Here is a 17,399-nt window from a genome sequence, read left to right on the forward strand (position 1 = left end):
CGATCACTGAGCGGATCGCAGCGCCGCGCGTCGGTCCTGCGCCTCCCGGAAGCGGCGTTGTTGGACGTCGGTGACCGGGACGAGTTGCGGGACCGGGTGCGGTCTGCCGTCGTCGTCGGTCGCCACCATGGTGAAGTAGCAGCTGTTGGTGTGCCGGCGTTCACCGGTGAGCACGTTCTCCGTGTCCACCCGGATGCCGACCTCCATCGACGTGCGTCCGGTGTAGTTGACCGACGCCGACAGGGTGAGGACCTCACCCACCCGGATCGGCTCGCGGAAGATCACCCGGTCCACCGACAACGTGACGGCGTAACGCCGCGAGTATCTGCTCGCGCAGGCATATGCCACCTGGTCGAGCAGTTTGAGCAGCGTCCCGCCGTGCACGTTGCCGGCGAAGTTGGCCATGTCGGGTGTCATCAACAACGACATCGACAGACTGATCCGGTCGCCGCCGGAGTCGGCCCCGGTGTCGATCCGGGTCCCACCGCCGGTCTCCTCGGTGATCTCCATCCGCTGCTCCCGTCGACTGAGTGAGGTGATCGCACATCACCTTGTCAGCTACCGACGGGTTGTGCCGGGGAGTCGGGGAGAGGGAACCGGTCAGCGCCGCGGCGGCTCCGCGAGACCCTGGGCGAGTCCGACGCCGGCACCGACCCCCGCGCCGATGGCGGTGAACGGCGCAGCGGTCACGGCCGCACCGATGGCGGCTCCGGCGACCGGACCGACGACGAGGCCCGCCGGCAGGAAGGGGACGCCCGCGACAAGTCCGGCGACACCGCCGACCACCCCGCCGGCGGCCGCCAGCGGCGCGCCGATGGTACCCGTGGCCACCGCGGCGCCGGTGGCTGCGCCGGCGACGGTCGCCGCGGCCACCCGATCCGAGCGGGCCGGGTCGAGCCCGACGGAATCACCGACGGTCGCGATCTGAGCCTCGGCCCCGGCGGCTGCGTCATTGACCTGGTCGGTCTGCTCGGCGGGCAACCACTGGGGGGCCGGCGCCTGCACATCTCCGATGCGAACGGTGCCGGTCGGCGGTGCGATGGGCCGGACCGGTGCCGCAGGCGTCGGGGCGTGCAGCGCGCCGAAGTCGACCGGCTGCAGGGAGCGCCCCTGGGGTAGTGGACGTGTCCCCGGTCCGACGCGGTTCGCGTCGGCGTCGGCGTGGTCGGCGACGGGACGTGCTGCGTCGTACCGATGATCGGTGCCCGACGCCGCCGAGGCGATGCCGGCTCCGGCGAACGCCAGGACGGCGGGTGCCGACCCGGCGGCCACCCAGGTCGCCATCCGCGATCGCCGTTGCGGCGCGCGATGACGACCGTGCGTGCGTGTGCTCACGAGTACCTCCGTTGTTGAACGTGTTGCTCTGGCATACGGGGTTCGCGTGGGGGAGATCACCGGATGGGTCGTGCGGTGTTGGGCGGTCGGTCGTCGGCGGTGTGGAACGCCGGGTGTGTGAAGATGTCCGAATGCTGCTGCTCGCCGAGGCCACGACGGCGCCGGACACCGCGATCATCTCGCTGTTCTGGGTCACACTGGCCGTGGCGCTCTCGCCGATTCTCGCCAAGGCGTTGCGCGGTTACGTGCCCGATGTGGTGGTGCTGCTCGTGTTCGGAATGGTCCTCGGACCGTTCCTGCTGGACTGGGCGGATCCGGACGCGCTGGAACTCCTCGGGCAACTCGGCCTCGGGATGCTGTTCCTGCTGGCCGGTTACGAGCTCGACCCGAAGCTGCTCGGGGGCAGGTCCGGGCGCGTTGCGCGCTTGACGTGGGTGGCGAGTCTGGCTCTCGCCCTGGGAATCGTCACGCTGATCGCGTCGACGGCGGATTTCACCGCGCGGATCGCGGTCGCCATCGCCGTCACGTCGACGGCTCTGGGCACGCTCCTGCCGATCATCAAACAGCTCGGTCTCCTGGACAAGCCGCTGGGCCGAGCGGTGATGGCCAACGGTGCGGTCGGTGAGCTCGGTCCGATCCTGGCGATGTCGCTGCTGCTGACGAGCCGGAGTGTGGGAGCCGCTCTCGTGGTCGTCGCGCTCTTCGTCGTCGCGGCGGTCTTGATCTGGCTCGTGCCACAGCGAATGTTGACGAACATCCCCGGACTCGGTCGTGCGTTGGCCGGCATGGGTGGCGGGACGACGCAGTTGCCGGTCCGGATCGTCCTGTTGCTGTTGCTGGCGCTGATGGCCGTCGCCGCGGAGTTCGGGCTCGACGTCGTCCTGGGAGCGTTCGCGGCCGGGGCGATCCTGCGCAGGCTGATCGGTCCCGAACATCCGCAGATGGGCGGTTCGCTGGATGTCATCGGCTACGGCGTGTTCATCCCGATCTTCTTCGTGACCTCGGGGATGGGGATCGATGTGGACGCCGTGATCGGCCATCCGTTGATGTGGGTGGTGCTCGTCGTCGGCATCGCCGTCGCGCGCGGGCTACCGGTGTGGCTCAGCGAGAGGTTCGTCTCGCACGGGGCGAACCTGTCGGCTGAGCCCGAGCGCGTCCAGTTGGCGCTCTACGCAGCCACCGGGCTCCCCATCATCGTGGCGGTGACGCAGTTCGCGACCGAGGCCGGACTGATGTCGAACGATCTGGCATCGACTCTGGTCGCGGCGGGCGCCACGACGGTGTTGTTGTTCCCGATGATCGCGCGCCTGATCGGTTCGCGCGCCGGGACGGTCCGTGCCTGACGTCCGCGGCCGCAACGGCGCATAGAGGGGCACAGACGACGAACGCCGGGCCGACGCGTCAGTACTGACGCGAGGGCCCGGCGTCCGCCGGTGTCGGTGAACCGACTCAGAGGTTGGAGCCGCAGACCGGCCACGCGCCCGGACCCTGGGTCGCGAGCACGTTCTCGGCGACGCGGATCTGCTCTTCACGCGAGGCGTTGGCCGGGTTGCCGCTGCCGCCGTTGGCCTCCCAGGTGCTCTGCGTGAACTGCAGGCCGCCGTAGAACCCGTTGCCGGTGTTGGTGGACCAGTTGCCACCGCTCTCGCACTGTGCGACGGCGTCCCAGTTGCCGGCCGCCGATGCGGTTCCGGCGAACGCTGCGAGCGGGGCCAGGGTCATCGCGCCGACGAGTCCGGCGCGCACTGCGAGCTTCTTCATGCTGATGGTCATCGTTCCTCCTATCGCCGCCCCGTAGCGGGCTGGGCAGCTGATCTTCGGACCGGTGGCGACCGTACAAGCTGATAACGGAAAGGTCACGTCACATCGATGACCTGCGGTATTGCTATCACGTGTGGATAACAGCGATATCATTCCTGTGAATTGCCTGCGCATCACGCAATTCCGCCGTAGATGTCGCGCTTTTCGCAATTCCTATTATGGTGACGAAGGACACACATTTCGTGTGCAGTGGATCACTGCTTCGGGCCGGACGACGCCGGTGGTGGATCAGGCCAGTTCGGCACGGAGTCCGTCGTCGAGGGAGGCACGCACGAGGGCCGCGGCGAGGACTGCGGGCCGGCCGTCGGCGAGGCTGCCCAACTCCGCGGGAGTGTCGGGCAGGCCGAGGTCGGACGCCGCCGTCAGGGCCCGCTCGTCGAAGTAGGGCGAGACCCAGGTCCAGACGTCCTGTACCTCGCGCAGGAACACGTCGGCCCCGACCGGGCCGATGCCGGTGAACTCCTGCAGGAGGCCCGCCGCCTGCGCGGTGTCGTGCCCGGATCGGTCCGCCAGCTCACGCAGGTCCCCGTGATACTCGTCCAGGACCCGTCGGGCGGCGTCACCGAGCCGGGTGGCCGTGCTCTCGTCGTAGCGGACGTAGTGTCCTCGCCCGAGTGCGTCCACGAGGTCCTGCCACGACGCATCGGCCATCTTCTGCGGCGTCCGGTGGTCGGAGGTGAACAGTTCGCGTGCCGCCGCGACCGCGATGTCGGCCGAGATGCGGGTGCTCAGCAGCAGCGACAGCACCAGAAGTTCGAACAACGGTGACGGGGTGTCCTTGAGCGTGATCCCGGCCTCGTCGGCGTAGGTACGCCCTGCGCGCTCGACAAGTGCCGTGGCGGTTCTCTGCTGGGCTCGGGTGCTCACCGGGTTCCTCTCGTCGTCGGGGCGGCCGAGGAGTTGCGCCTCGACCGCAGTCGGAACCCGGGGGTACCCGACGACGAGACGATCAATCCCGGTGTCCCGGCGCGATGGCGGTGACTGTCAACAGCAGCGGGCCCCCGGATTGCGATCCTGGTCGGCATAGCGGTTGCGCCAGTAGTCGCGCTCGGACAGCATCGGCTCGCCCGGATGCGTCCGTGCCCGGTGCTCCACATAGCGGCGGTAGTCGTGGTCTCCCATCACGCTGCCCACGTACCAGGACACCGCGGCCACGCCCCGTCGCAGACCGTCGATCATGGTGACCTCGTATCGGATCCGCCCGCCGGCCCGTCATCGGTGCCCGCGCCCGGGGCCGACGTCGCTCCGGCGAGGTCCGCTCTGCTCGCCTCGTATTCGTCCCACTCTCGCTGAACCTGCTTCTCCGCAGGTGTGGCGATCAACCCCTTCGGTCCGAAGATGTGTGACGGAACCGGTTCGTCCTCGGTCGTCGGCAGACCGCGCTTGCGGATCGCCTGCACGCAGATGTACGCGCCGACCACGGCGACGATCAGCACCAGCACGGCGAAGATGATCGACAGGGTGCCCTGGATGAAGGTGTTCCGGATGACGGCGTCGATCTCGTCGGCGGTCTTGGCCGTCTTGAAGGTGGTGAGACCCTGATCCCGGGCGTCGACGAACGCCCGGTGCTGCGCCCAGTAACCGATGGACGGATTGCTGGAGAAGATCTTCTGCCACGAGGCCGACATCGTGACGATCAGGTCCCACACGAGGGGAATACCGGAGACCCACGCCCACTTGACCTGTCCGCGTTTGACCAGCACGACGGTCACCACGGTCAGCGCGACCGCGGCGAGGAGCTGGTTGGCGATGCCGAAGAGCGGGAACAAGGTGTTGATGCCGCCCAGCGGGTCGGTCACACCCATCAGCAGGATCGAACCCCACCCGGCGCAGACGAGCAACGTGCACAACCAGGCGCCCGGACGCCACGACGGATCCTTGAAACGCTTGGCGCCGGGCAGGTTGCCGATCCCGTCCGACAGCATGAACCGCGCCACGCGGGTGCCGGCGTCGACCGTGGTCAGGATGAACAGTGCCTCGAACATGATCGCGAAGTGATACCAGAAGGACCGCAGCGATTCGCCGCCGATCGCGTCCTGCAGTGTGTCGGCCATGCCCATCGCAAGTGTGGGCGCGCCGCCGGTCTTCGAGACGATCGACGCCTCCTCGACTCCGTCGGCCGCCTGCTGGAAGTACTCCCCGGACACCGGCGGACCCGACAGGCCCAGGCCGTTGACGTAGTCGGCTGCGCCCTCCGGCGTACCGCCGGTGACCGCCTTCGGCGCGTTCATGCCGAAGTAGAGGTGCTGATCGAGGATGCACGCCGTGATGAGTGCCATGATCGCGACGAACGATTCGGTGAGCATGCCGCCGTAGCCGATGATCCGGGCCTGGCCCTCCTTCGCGAGCATCTTCGGGGTGGTCCCCGAGGCGATGAGGGAGTGGAATCCGGAGAGCGCGCCGCAGGCGATGGTGATGAACAAGAACGGGAAGAGTGCGCCGGCGAAGGCGGGGCCCTGACCGTTCCAGGCGAAGTCACTGACCGCCGGTGCCTGCATGACCGGGCGGACCAGCAGGATCCCGAGTGCGAGCAACACGATGGTGCCGACCTTCATGAAGGTCGACAGGTAATCGCGCGGAGCGAGCAGCAACCACACCGGGAGGACGGCGGCGGCGATGCCGTAGATGATGATCGCCCAGCTGAGAAAGACCGGCGACAGGCTGAACCAGTCGTGCCCCCACGATGATTCACCGACATAGCGTCCCGCGACGATCGCGGCGAGCAGCAGGACGACGCCGATCGCGGAGACCTCGGAGACCCGGCCCGGCCGCAGGTATCGCAGGTAGACGCCCATGAAGAGTGCGATGGGAATGGTCATCGCGATGGAGAACACGCCCCACGGACTCTCGGCCAGCGCGTTGACGACGACGAGCGCGAGCACGGCGATCAGGATGATCATGATGACGAAGACCGCGACGATGGCCGCCGTCCCGCCGACGGCACCGAGTTCGTCGCGCGCCATCTGACCCAGACTGCGCCCGCGACGCCGCGTCGAGATCGACAGCACCAGGTAGTCCTGCACACATCCGGCGAGGACGGCACCGACGATGATCCAGATGGTGCCCGGCAGATAACCCATCTGGGCGGCCAGCACGGGGCCGACGAGCGGTCCGGCCCCGGCGATCGCCGCGAAGTGATGACCGAAGAGCACCCGACGGTCGGTGGGCATGTAGTCGCGCGAGTTGTCGAGGACCTCGGCCGGCGTCGCGTGGTCGTCGCGCGGCTTGACGACCTTCATCTCGATCAACCGGGCGTAGAACCGGTAGGCGATGACGTAGGTGCAGACCGCGGCGAGGACGAACCAGACCGCGTTCACCGTCTCCCCGCGGACGAAGGCGACGATCGCCCATGAAATGGCGCCGATCAGACCGATCACCGCGAAGAGGATCTTCTTCGGCGTGGTCATCGGGGAGCGGTCGATGATCGCCACAGGTGGTGCATCCGGGTCGGTTCTGACGAACTCGATGTTCGGGTCGCCCGCGCGTTCGTCGGTAATCGTCATCAGCGCAACCTTCCTCGTGGCGAGTGTGGCCCGCGTCACTATACATCTCGCCTCTCGGCAGGGACGTGGGGGACATTGAAACGAGACGAACCCTCCGGCAGTCTGGGCGGTATGTCGAGCACTGCGCCCTCGGGTGGTCCAGACGAACGTGATGGGCGGGCGCCGATCGCGCTCGATGGACCGATCGGGCATCGGCGGCGCGCACAGGAGATCGTCGCCGGATGCACCGTCGCGGAGAAGGCCTCCCTGACGTCGGGGGCCTCGTTCTGGCATACGGTCGGGCTGCCCGATGCCGGAGTCGAGTCGGTGATGATGACCGACGGCCCGCATGGGATCCGCAAGCAGAGTGGGGACGCGGATGCGCTGGGACTGAACGATTCCGTTGCAGCCGTGTGTTTTCCGCCGGCAGTGGCGATGGCGTCGTCCTTTGACCCGGATCTGGTCGAACTCGTCGGTGACGCGATCGGGACCGAGTGCGTCGCCGAGGGTGTGGGGGTGATCCTCGGCCCGGGGATCAACATCAAGAGGTCACCGCTGGGCGGCCGGAACTTCGAGTACCTTTCCGAGGATCCGTTTCTCACCGGCCGGATCGGGGCGGCCCTGGTGCGGGGTGTGCAGCGGCACGGGATCGGTACGTCGGTCAAGCATTTCGCCGTCAACAACCAGGAACACGAACGGCTCCGGGTCAGTGCCGACGTCGACGACCGCCCCCTGCACGAGATCTACCTCCGCGCGTTCGAGCACATCGTCCGGACCGAACAGCCGTGGACGGTCATGGCGGCCTACAACAAGATCAACGGCGTCTACGCGACCCAGAATGCGTGGCTGTTGACCGAGACCCTGCGCGACCGATGGGATTTCGACGGCCTGGTGGTGTCCGACTGGATGGCCGTCGACGACCGGGTCGCGGCTCTCGCGGCGGGTCTGGACCTCGAGATGCCCTCGAGCGGGGACATCGGACCCGGTGCGGTGCGCGATGCCGTCGCCGACGGACGCGTCCCTGCGGAGCTGCTCGACGAGTCGGCGACCCGCGTCGTCGAGCTCGCGCTCGCGTCCGCCCAGGCGGCCGATCCCGACGCCTCCTACGACCGCGATGCCCACCACCGACTGGCCCGCGACGTGGCACGCCGATGTGCGGTGTTGCTGCGCAACGACGAGGTCGACGCAGCCGGTGCGCTCCTGCCGCTGTCGCCGTCGACGTCGGTGGCCGTCATCGGTGAGTTCGCTCGGACGCCGCGCATCCAGGGTGGCGGCAGTTCACGGATCAATCCGTTCCGGGTCGACGTCGCGCTCGACGAGATGGCCGAGATCGCGGACGCGGACACGATCGAGTTCGCGCCCGGATTCCTCATCGGCGCAACGGAACCCGATCCGCGTCTGGTCGACGAGGCTGTCGCGGCCGCGCGTCGTGCCGATGTCGCGGTGGTGTTCGTCGGGCTCGGCGACGACGACGAGTCCGAGGGCTTCGACCGGACCGACTGGGCTCTGCCCGCCCCGCAGATCGATCTGGTGGTCCGGGTTCTCGAGGCCAATCCACGCACCGTCGTGGTGGTGTCCAACGGGGGTGTCGTCGACCTCGCCGAAGTGGACACGGCGCCGGCGATCCTGGAGGCGTGGCTGCTCGGACAGGCCGGCGGCGGCGCGATCGCCGACATCCTCTACGGTCTGGCCGACCCGTCGGGTCGTCTCGCCGAGACGATCCCGATGCGCCTCGAGGACAGCCCCGCATTCCTGGACTTCGGTGACGAGCACCTCCATGTGCGCTACGGCGAGGGGGTTTTCGTGGGCTACCGCTGGTATGACGCCCGCAGGCTCACCGTGCGATACCCGTTCGGACACGGCTTGTCCTACACCACCTTCGAGTTCGCCGATCTCCGGGTGGACACCACCGACGACGGTGTGCGGGTCGAGATGACGGTCCGCAACACCGGCGATCGACCGGGGCGGGCGGTCGCACAGGTCTACATCGGGCACGTCTCCTCGGCGGTCGCGCGTGCACCGCGTGAGCTGGCGGGCATCGGGATCGCCGATCTGGAGCCCGCCGAGAGCAGGCGGATCGCCGTCGACGTGCCGAGAAGCGAACTCGCCTACTGGGACCGGTCGGTCGACGACTGGGTTGTCGAAGGTGGCGACCACCGTGTCGAGGTCGGCGCATCGAGTCGCGACATCCGCCTGACGACGACGGTGCGGATCGCCGGCGATGCGCGTGACCAACCGCTCAACCCGTCGTCGACGTTGGGTGAGATCCTCGATCACCCCACCGCGGGCCCGCGACTCCGGGCACGCATCGCCGCGACGATGGGGGTCGACGACCTCGATCCGACGATGCTGATGATGGTGTCGTCGTTCCCGCTCGGCCGGGTGGCGCCGATGTTGGGTCTGGACGCCGACTCGGTCCTCGCCGAACTGGCGTGATGTGGTGCGCGTCAGGGCGTTCGACGCCGGACCGTGACCATCCCGCCGCGACGCGGAGCGTAGGCGACCCCACGCGAGTGCCACGCCTCGTCGCGCGCCGTACTCGGCTGGATGGTGAAGTCGCGCAGCAGGGTTCGTAGCACCACGTCCATCTCCATCTGGGCGAACGCGGCGCCGATGCATCGTCGGGTGCCGCCGCCGAACGGCAGCCACGCCGCCGACGGTGGCGTACCGAGAAATCGGGTCGGATCGAACCGCTCCGGGTCGCGGAACTGGGCGCTGTCGTCGTGTAGCAGTGAAATCGCGACGAAGATGTTGCAGCCTTTGGGGATTCGGTAGGGACCCAGCTCCACCGACTCGGCGACGACGTGACGTCCGGCGAAGTCGATCACCGGTCGACTCCGCTGGACCTCCATGATCGTCGCGTGGCGGTAGTCGCTGCCGCCGGCATCGACCTCCGCGGTCAGCTCGGCCAGCGCGTGCGGGCTGCGCTGCAGGCGTTCGATCGCCCACGCCAGGGTGGTGGCCGTCGTCTCGTGTCCGGCGACGAGAAGGGTCAGCAGTTCGTCGGCGATCTCGGAGTCGGTCATCGCGGTGCCGTCGTCATATCGGCTCTGCAGCATCAACGCCAGGATGTCACCGCGCTCGTCGAGGCAATCGTCGGCGCGGGCCCGTGCGATCAGTTGGGCGATCGTGGCGTCGTAGGTCGCGCGTCGGGCGACGAACTGTCGTCGCGGATCGAGGCGACCGAACGAGACGCCGATGTCGGGGATGGTGGCGAGACGAGAGCCGACGGTGACCATCGGCGGGATGATCTCCCGCAACGTGTCGAGCGCGCCGCCCTCGGCGCCGAACACCGTCCGCAGGATCACGTTGAGAGTCACGCGATTCATCGGTTCCAGCGTCGGGAACGGCGTCCCGGACGGCCAGTTCCTCGACTCGTTCTCGAACTCCTCCTCGACGATCGCCTCGTATGCGGCGATCCTCTTGCCGTGCAGTGGCGGCGTCAGGAGCTTGCGTCGCCGGCGGTGATCGGTGCCCTCGAGGGCGAAGACCGAACCGTCGCCCAGGATGCGGCCGAGGTTCGGTCGGACATTGTTCACCTGATCGGTCGGCGTGGTGAACAACTGTCGGGCCATCGTCGGGTCGGCGATGAGGACGACGCGGCCGAAGAGTGGGACACCGATGGTGAAGGCGTTGCCGTATCGGGCGCGCAGGGCCGCGATCGTCTGGCGTCGGCGCGCCACGAATGCCACGCCCTGGAGGAGGGCCGGCAGTCGGGGACCGGGCGGGAGGTGCGCCTGGTGGTCTCGGGTGGTTGATCTGGCGTCGTCGGTGCGGTCGTCATCGGTGGTGTCGATCGGCTGTGCGGTGCTCATACCGCACCCCCTTCCCGGGCCGGATCGGTGGTACAGCTTCGTACCACCTCGACGGTACGCCTGCGTACCAGGGCTCGGCAAGGTTCTCGCGTCGTATCGTTGTGGGATGCCCGATGCAGCCGTGTCCGACGGAGTCTCCGCCGGGGAGCGGGCGGGGTCGTCGGTGGCCCCGCCCACCGGGGGAGTGCGTGAGCGTCTCCTCGACGCGATGGCCACCTGTCTGATGCAACGCGGATATCGCGAGACCACCGTCGCCGATGTCGTGCGCGTCGCCCGGACGTCGCGGAGGTCGTTCTATCAGGAGTTCACCGACAAACAGGCGTGCTTCGTCGAGCTGTTGCGTTCGGCCAACGACTCGATGATCGCCGCCATCGCGGACGGAGTGGATCGTGAGGCTGCGTGGACGGAGCAGATCCGCCAGGCGGTCGAGGCGTACGTCGGGGTCACCGAGCGGCATCCGGAGATCACCTGGAGTTGGATCCGCGAGTTGCCCGCGTTGGGGCACTCGGCACGTCAGGTCCAGGTCGACGCCATGGAATCGCTGATCGAGGTACTCGTGCCGCTGACGGACTCACCGGCCATGCGGGCTGCCGGGATCAGCCCGATGAGCCATGCGACCGCGGTCATGATCTGGGGTGGCATACGTGAACTGGCCGCGTCCGCGGTCGAGGAGAAGCGATCGCTGTACACGATCGTCGAGCCCGCCGTGTCGGCGTGTGTGGCCCTCATCGGCGCGAACATCCAGAGTTGACGGAGGTCCACACCATGTCGCAGCACGTGTCACAGCGTCCGGATGTGCCACCCGCGGGCAGCCCCGATGCGCAGGCCGAGGAGTGGGTGGAAGTGGCGACCGACCACCCGCTGGGGATCATCACCCTCACGGCCGCCCGGCGTCGGAATCCGTTGTCGACCACCACGATGCGTGCCGTCGCGGACGGGTTGGGCCGGCTCGACGCCGACCCGGACGTCCGTGTGGTGATCATCCGTGCGATGGGCCCGGCGTTCTCCGCCGGTCACGATCTCGGCGAGTTGGTCGATCGCACTCTGGACGACGAGCGGGCCGTGTTCGCCGCCTGTACCGACCTCATGGCCGCCGTCCACGCAGTCGCGGTGCCGGTGATCGCCGAGGTCGCCGGAATCGCGTTCGCGGCCGGGTGCCAACTGGTCGCCACCTGTGACCTCGCGGTCGCCGGTCGATCGGCCCGATTCAGCACCCCGGGCGTCCGGATCGGGCTGTTCTGTTCGACTCCGATGGTGGCGCTGACCCGGGCGATCGGGCGGAAGCGGGCGATGGCGATGCTCCTCACCGGGGACCCCATCGATGCCGCGACCGCCGCCGACTGGGGGCTGATCAACGACGTCGTCGACGACGACGACCTCACCGATGTCGTTCGCGATCTCGCCTGCCGCATCGCGGCATCGAGTGCGTCGACGCTGGCCATCGGCAAGCGGGCCTTCTATGAGCAGATCGATCTCGCCGAACGCGACGCATATCAGTTGATGCAGGAGACGATGTCGCAGAACGCGATCACCTGCGATGCCCAGGAGGGCATGAGCGCGTTCCTGCAGAAGCGGCCGCCGGTCTGGACCGACTCATGACCCGCGGCGTGGTGTCCCGCCCGACGGTGTGGACTCCGTGCCCGACGACGTGATCGCGGCCAGTCGCCTTTCGGCGCGCCGCTGATACGGCAGCGCCCCGACGTCCCGGGCGAGCCGAACCGCCGCGCGTAGGTCGCCGGCTCCGTCGTCACCGAGGATCTGCCGTGCGGTGCCGCGATACAGCACCGCCGGTCCCAGGCACACCAGACCGGGCCACTGGACGATCAGACCGGACGACCATGAAGCGACGAGATGCTCGATCCGCGAACAGATCTCGGCTGCACTCGCAGCGGTGTCCGGATTGAGGGAGACGGCATGGAGTGTCTCGATCAGCAGTGGGACCCGGGCGACGACCCGTGATCCCGTCCAGCCGTCAGCATCAGCGGTGAGCTCGGTGGCCATGCGCAGGGCTCGCTCATGGTCTCCGGCCTCGGCGGCGCCGAGTGCGATCACCAAGGCGAAGTCGTCGTCGATCTCGTCGACGAGGGTGTCGAAGGTGGGCAGCATCGACGCAAGTTCGCCACGGTGCCAGGCTTCGATCGAGCGGCTCGTCGCCACCGACGCCTCGGCGAGGAGCCGGGCACGGTCCGACAGCGCACCGACCGTCGTGGCGAATCGATCGGTCAGCGAGGCGCTGGTCTCGTAATCACCGCGGAGGAGGGCGAGCATCACCTGCCACCAGACCTGCATGGTGTCGAGGTCACCGCCGGGCCTTCGCGCGACGAGCCGCGCGAACTCGGCGGAGGTTCGTCGGGCCATGCGCAGATCGCCCGCCTCGAGTGCGCACACACGCTGCAGATGCAGCGCGGTGGCCTGCCGGTCGATATCGCCGGCCCACCTGTCGACCAACTCGCCGGCGATCGTTCGGCGCTCCTCGACCAGCGCAGGTTCCCAGCGGACGAGGAAGTCGGCCAACGCGATCTCGTAGTCCTCGAGCCCGCCGCCCGCGGCGACTCTCGCTGCGCTCAGATGATCGTCGGCTCCCGGCGCCCCGAGCACGGTGAGTCGTGCGGCCTCACCCGCGTGGAGTCGCGCCACCGTCGGGGGCCTCACCGTGTCGCTGTGCGACAGTGCTTCTCGGACGAGACGAACGTGAGCCGAGAACACCACACCGAATCCCGACCAATACCCGGCGACCCCGTGCGGCGCCGAGAGCAGTGCGGTCTCGGCCAGTTCCTGCCAGTCGGCGTGCCCACGACTGATCCGTGCTGCGGCGTCGAACGACTCGGTGGCCGAGTCGAAGTCGCCGATACGCGTCGCGGCGGTGCCCGCGACCCGATGCAGGCCGACCGCGATCGTGTCGTCCTGGTGTGTGACGGACAGTCCACGGCTGGCCAGCTCGAGTGCACGGTGGTCGGCGGAGTCGTCGAGCGCTTCCGATGCGGCAGCCAGACACCCATCTGCCGCACGCCGCGACGTCGGCTCGTCGACGGCGCTCGAGGACAGATGCACGGCACGGGATTCGAGATCCCGCGGGCGCACGGTCACGAACGCGTCGGCGAGCCGGGCGTGGACGGCGAGACGGTCTGTTCTCGACAGGTCGGCGAGCACGACGTCCTGCACGACCCGGTGGACCAGGAGGACGGCGTCGTCGGCACGCTCCGCGGTACCCGTCGCCCGCAACTCGTCGACCACGGTCGTGGCGGAGGACGGACCGATCGCCTGGTCGAGGACATCGGCCGGCAGCCCACCCCCGGCCGCTGCCAGGAGGTCGAGCGCATCACGCGCGCCTCGGGTCAGGCTGTCCACCTGCGCCCGGATCAGTGCGGGTACCGACGTCGTGTCGAGTGACCGGCCCAGACGGGCAGCGTCGCACAACGTCACGGCGAGAAGGGGATTGCCGAGGGATTGCTCGGCGATCGACGCCGCGTCGACCGAGGGTGGTACCCCGATCGTACGAAGCCGGTCCGCGATCACCTCGCGGATGTCGTCGGATGCGAGACCCGGGACGCCGATCTCGGCGACCGGTGAGTGACGATTCAGTGCCGACCGGATCACGCTCACCGCTTCGGCGCCGGCCGACCGGCAGGTGGCGAAGACGGTCACCGGACCCGAGGTGATCGCCACGGAGCCGGCCAGCATCTGGGCCGAGTCAGCGTCGAGCCAGTCGAGGTCGTCGAGGATCAGGACCGCGCGTCCGTACTCGGAGATGTCCGACCAGATGCTGGATGTCACATCGCCGATCGTGATCGCCGGGGTCTCCACGGTGCGCGGCCCGTCGCCGAACATCTGCGCGAGCGCGTCAAAAGGTGCACCTGTTCGACCGGGTCTGCCGATGAAGCGACGCGGTGGCACCTCGTGCTGCGAGACGAAATCCTCGATGAGGGTGGTCTTCCCGATTCCCGCTGGGCCGACGAGTACGGCGCCGGCCGGACGGTCCACGCCGGTCGCCCATACCCGCCCGAGCATGTCGATCTCGCCCGAACGGCCGAACAGAGTGCGGCCGAACGGCTTCGGCGTACCTCCGGACGGAACCTGCGGTACGGACCCGAGCAGTTCGGACTCCAGGGCGGTCGTGGCGGGCCCGGGGTCGAGTCCGAGTTCGTCCGACAGGGCCTGTCGGAGCCGACGCAGGACAGACAGAGCATCCGCCGTACGGCCGTCGCTGTGCAACGCGCGGGCCAGAGATCGGGCGGCACCCTCGCGGTAGGGGTTCCGATGGCAGTGGGGAGTCAGCAATCCGATCGCGCGGCGCTGCTCGCCGACGGCGCGGAGGGCATCGGCAGCGGTCTCGGTGAGGTCCGAGCGCATCTCGTCGAGGCGTACCAGTTCGGGAGCGAAGTCGGCGATGTCGGCGATCTCCGGCAGCGGGTCACCTCGCCACAGATCGAGCGCGCGGCACAGCAGCTGAGCGCCGGCCGCGGGGTCTGTCCGCACCTGTTCGAGCCCTTCCTGCCCGAGCCGGTCGACGAGGTCGAGGTCGGTCGCGGCGCCGTCGCACCGAAGGACATAGCCGGCCGCCACGGTGTCGATCCGGACGCGACCGGTGGGGCCGAGGAGCTTGCGCAGACGCGAGATGTAGCCCTGCAGGGTGCTCGCGGCCGACGGCGGCGGAGCGCCACGCCAGAGGAGGTCGGCGACCCGCTCGGCGGAGACTGCGCTGCGTTCGGTCGTCAGGATCGTCAGCAGTTCGGCATGTTTGCGCGCGGTCATCGAGATCGGTGACCCGTCGGCAGCCGTCACCGCGAGTGGGCCCAGAACCCGGATCGAGAGGTGAGTCTCGGGTGATCCCACGCGTGCCGTCCGATCACTCCGCCGGTCGTCGATCGCGCGCACGAACCGTCTTGACCTGGTCTGATGGTGGCCACGAAGAGCGCACCAGTCGCGCACAAGGCTAACACCAGCACGGCCGACGAGCGTGTGGGACATGACAGAGACAACTCGATCGACCCGCCCGGATCAACCCGCCTCCGACGCCGAGATCGGCGCCGATCCCATCCTCGCCGCGGACCTGACCGCCGGCGACATCACCGATGCCGGGCCCGGACCGTTCCGTTCACCGCCATGGGACGCTCTGCGCCGACTGGGCGGCGCCGCGCTGACGATCGGCGGGCTCGCCTGCATCGTCGGCGGCACGCTGCACCCGATCGTCGACGGTGATGCACATTCGGTCGCGGCGCTGCACGGGGCCGGCGCACCGTGGGCGCAGATCCTGCTCGCCGTCGGCACGACGCTGCTCCTGCTGGGCCTACCGGTCATGTACGCGTGGCTCGCGCCGCGCATCGGGATCGTCGGCCTGGTGGGCCTCGTCGCCTACATGGTCGGCAACCTCGTCACCGCGGCCGGTCATCTGACCGTCGAACTGTTTGTCGCGTACCCGTTCGCCCACAACCCGTCAACGGCCGGCCTCATCGCCGATGACGACACGATGCTGGGCACCGCGGAGTTCGCGATGCTCAACACGATCGGCGGACTGGTGATGCTCGGCGGCATGGGCCTGTTGGGTGCCAGCCTGATCCGCCACCGCTGCGTGCCGTTGTGGATCGGTGTGCTGACGGTGATCGGCATGGTCGGGTTCATGGTCCCGATCCCCGCGGTCGAGGGCATCTCCGGGTTCATCTACGAGGCTCCCCGAGGAATCGCGGTGATCGCCATCGGCGTGCTGATGATCCGCCACCGGCACAGCGGCGCACGCCGAGGCGACGAACGGTCTCAGCCCCGCGTCGCCGCTGCGTACCGGGCGAGATGAGCGTCGGCAGAGCCGAACTCGTACTCGATCGCGGTGAGCCGTCGGAAGAAGTGGCCGATCGCCAGTTCTTCGGTCATCCCCATACCGCCGTGCAGCTGCACCGCGTTCTGACCGATGAACCGCGCTGCCCGGCTCACCGTCGCCTTCGCCGCGGACACCGCGGCCGCCCGCTCGGTCGGTGCGGCGTCGAGCGTGAGTACAGCGAAATACTGCGCGGCGACGGCCTGCTCGAGTTCGATGTACATGTCGACCATGCGATGCTGCAGGGCCTGGAAGCTGCCGATGGCCTGGCCGAACTGCTGACGTTGCTTGGCGTACTCGACGGTGTCGGCGAACACCTTGCGCATCGCGCCGACCGCCTCGGACACCACCGCGGCGGTGGCCTCGTCCCAGGCCTGCTCGAGGAGTGGCAGGGCGTCGCCCTCTGGTCCGATGAGGGCGTCGGCGTCGAGTCGCAGATCGGTGAACTCGAGATCTGCTGCGCGGCGGTCGTCGATGGTGCGGACCGGATGCATCGTCAGGCCGTCCGGGGCGGCATCGCCGAGGTCCAGGAGGAACAGCGACACGCCGTCGCGGTCGCGGACGTCACCCGACGTGCGGGCGCTGATGATGAGATGATCCGCGATCGGCGCGGTCGTCACGACTGCCTTGGCGCCGTTCAGGATCCACCCATCGCCATCGCGTTCGGCGCGTGTTGCAACGTGGTTGAGCAGGCCACCCGAGCCGTCCTCGACGGTGGCGAGGGCGGACAGTGCGGCGCCCTCGGCGATCTTCTCGGCGACGGCGAGCGCGCGCTCGTGCTTCGTGCGCTCGAGGAGGCGGGCGCCGAGCACGACCGAATCGACAAACGGTTCGACGACCAGTGCGTATCCGAGTGCCTCGGTGACGACCATCAGCTCCTCGGGCCCGCCGTCGGCGCCGCCGACCGATTCCGGCAGGCAGGCGCCGATAACACCGAGATCCTCGGCGAAGGCACGCCAGATCTCCGGTTGCCATCCGGCGCCGACCTTGGCCGCCTCGCGGCTGGTGTTGAGGTCGTACCGGGCGCCGAGGAATTTGGTGAGCCCGTCGCGGAGGAGTTGCTGTTCAGGGGTGAGGGTGAAGTCCATGTGGGTTCTTCCGATGTCTCAGGTGGCGATGTCTCAGATGCAGGTGGCT

Annotated in this window: 14 protein-coding genes; 5 read left to right on the plus strand and 9 right to left on the minus strand. The window is 68.7% G+C overall.

What is annotated here, in order from left to right; all coding sequences use genetic code 11:
- Positions 1-3: 3 nt before the first annotated feature.
- Together EEB19_RS17050 and EEB19_RS17055 are read right to left on the minus strand one after the other, a co-directional pair.
- A complete protein-coding gene (locus tag EEB19_RS17050; protein WP_262365736.1) occupies positions 4-429 on the minus strand; it encodes an acyl-CoA thioesterase in 426 nt (141 codons plus the stop codon).
- Between the two features lie 171 nt (positions 430-600).
- On the minus strand, positions 601-1,335 hold the full coding sequence (locus EEB19_RS17055) for a hypothetical protein (protein WP_262365729.1): 735 nt from the start codon (positions 1,333-1,335) through the stop codon (positions 601-603).
- Positions 1,336-1,466: 131 nt separating this feature from the next.
- Here EEB19_RS17055 and EEB19_RS17060 point away from each other — a divergent pair, with 131 nt between their 5' ends.
- Positions 1,467-2,678, plus strand: coding sequence for a cation:proton antiporter (locus EEB19_RS17060; RefSeq protein ID WP_187588453.1), 1,212 nt, complete (start codon positions 1,467-1,469; stop codon positions 2,676-2,678).
- A 106-nt stretch (positions 2,679-2,784) separates the two neighbouring features.
- Here the strand turns inward: EEB19_RS17060 and EEB19_RS17065 are convergent, their stop codons facing one another.
- From EEB19_RS17065 to EEB19_RS17080, 4 genes are all read right to left on the minus strand, one after another.
- Positions 2,785-3,108 carry a transglycosylase family protein gene (locus tag EEB19_RS17065; RefSeq protein ID WP_187588395.1) on the minus strand — a complete coding sequence of 108 codons (324 nt, stop codon included), beginning with the start codon at positions 3,106-3,108 and terminating at the stop codon, positions 2,785-2,787.
- A gap of 276 nt (positions 3,109-3,384) precedes the next feature.
- Entirely contained in the window at positions 3,385-4,023 is a 639-nt protein-coding gene (locus tag EEB19_RS17070) for an endonuclease (RefSeq protein ID WP_187588397.1), read from the minus strand.
- Positions 4,024-4,140: 117 nt separating this feature from the next.
- Positions 4,141-4,335: a YbdD/YjiX family protein gene (locus EEB19_RS17075; RefSeq protein WP_187588399.1), complete on the minus strand. Its 195-nt coding sequence runs from the start codon at positions 4,333-4,335 to the stop codon at positions 4,141-4,143.
- Positions 4,332-6,659: a carbon starvation CstA family protein gene (locus EEB19_RS17080; RefSeq protein WP_187588401.1), complete on the minus strand. Its 2,328-nt coding sequence runs from the start codon at positions 6,657-6,659 to the stop codon at positions 4,332-4,334. Before EEB19_RS17080 ends, EEB19_RS17075 begins: the two co-directional genes overlap by 4 nt.
- A 111-nt stretch (positions 6,660-6,770) precedes the next feature.
- On the opposite strand from EEB19_RS17080, the gene EEB19_RS17085 reads away from it, so the two are divergent.
- Positions 6,771-9,074: a glycoside hydrolase family 3 C-terminal domain-containing protein gene (locus tag EEB19_RS17085; protein WP_187588403.1), complete on the plus strand. Its 2,304-nt coding sequence runs from the start codon at positions 6,771-6,773 to the stop codon at positions 9,072-9,074.
- An 11-nt stretch (positions 9,075-9,085) separates the two neighbouring features.
- Here EEB19_RS17085 and EEB19_RS17090 read toward each other — a convergent pair whose 3' ends face one another.
- Positions 9,086-10,453, minus strand: a complete 1,368-nt coding sequence (locus EEB19_RS17090; RefSeq protein ID WP_187588405.1) for a cytochrome P450 — start codon at positions 10,451-10,453, stop codon at positions 9,086-9,088.
- A 106-nt stretch (positions 10,454-10,559) separates the two neighbouring features.
- Between EEB19_RS17090 and EEB19_RS17095 the strand changes: the two genes are divergently transcribed.
- The gene (locus EEB19_RS17095; protein WP_187588407.1) at positions 10,560-11,204 is read left to right on the plus strand and encodes a TetR/AcrR family transcriptional regulator; all 645 of its coding nucleotides are present in this window, start codon (positions 10,560-10,562) and stop codon (positions 11,202-11,204) included.
- A gap of 14 nt (positions 11,205-11,218) precedes the next feature.
- Positions 11,219-12,052 (plus strand): enoyl-CoA hydratase, encoded by an 834-nt coding sequence (locus tag EEB19_RS17100; protein ID WP_187588409.1) that lies wholly within the window; start codon positions 11,219-11,221, stop codon positions 12,050-12,052.
- Here EEB19_RS17100 and EEB19_RS17105 read toward each other — a convergent pair.
- Positions 12,047-15,286, minus strand: coding sequence for a BTAD domain-containing putative transcriptional regulator (locus tag EEB19_RS17105; RefSeq protein WP_262365731.1), 3,240 nt, complete (start codon positions 15,284-15,286; stop codon positions 12,047-12,049). The two genes, EEB19_RS17100 and EEB19_RS17105, sit on opposite strands and share 6 nt — an antisense overlap.
- Before the next feature lie 133 nt (positions 15,287-15,419).
- On the opposite strand from EEB19_RS17105, the gene EEB19_RS17110 reads away from it, so the two are divergent.
- The gene (locus tag EEB19_RS17110) at positions 15,420-16,241 is read left to right on the plus strand and encodes a hypothetical protein (RefSeq protein ID WP_262365732.1); all 822 of its coding nucleotides are present in this window, start codon (positions 15,420-15,422) and stop codon (positions 16,239-16,241) included.
- Here EEB19_RS17110 and EEB19_RS17115 read toward each other — a convergent pair.
- A complete protein-coding gene (locus tag EEB19_RS17115) occupies positions 16,205-17,350 on the minus strand; it encodes an acyl-CoA dehydrogenase family protein (protein ID WP_187588413.1) in 1,146 nt (381 codons plus the stop codon). The genes EEB19_RS17110 and EEB19_RS17115 overlap by 37 nt on opposite strands.
- Positions 17,351-17,399: the final 49 nt, after the last annotated feature.

It is taken from the genome of Gordonia sp. OPL2 (assembly GCF_003797825.1).
Lineage (GTDB): Bacteria > Actinomycetota > Actinomycetes > Mycobacteriales > Mycobacteriaceae > Gordonia.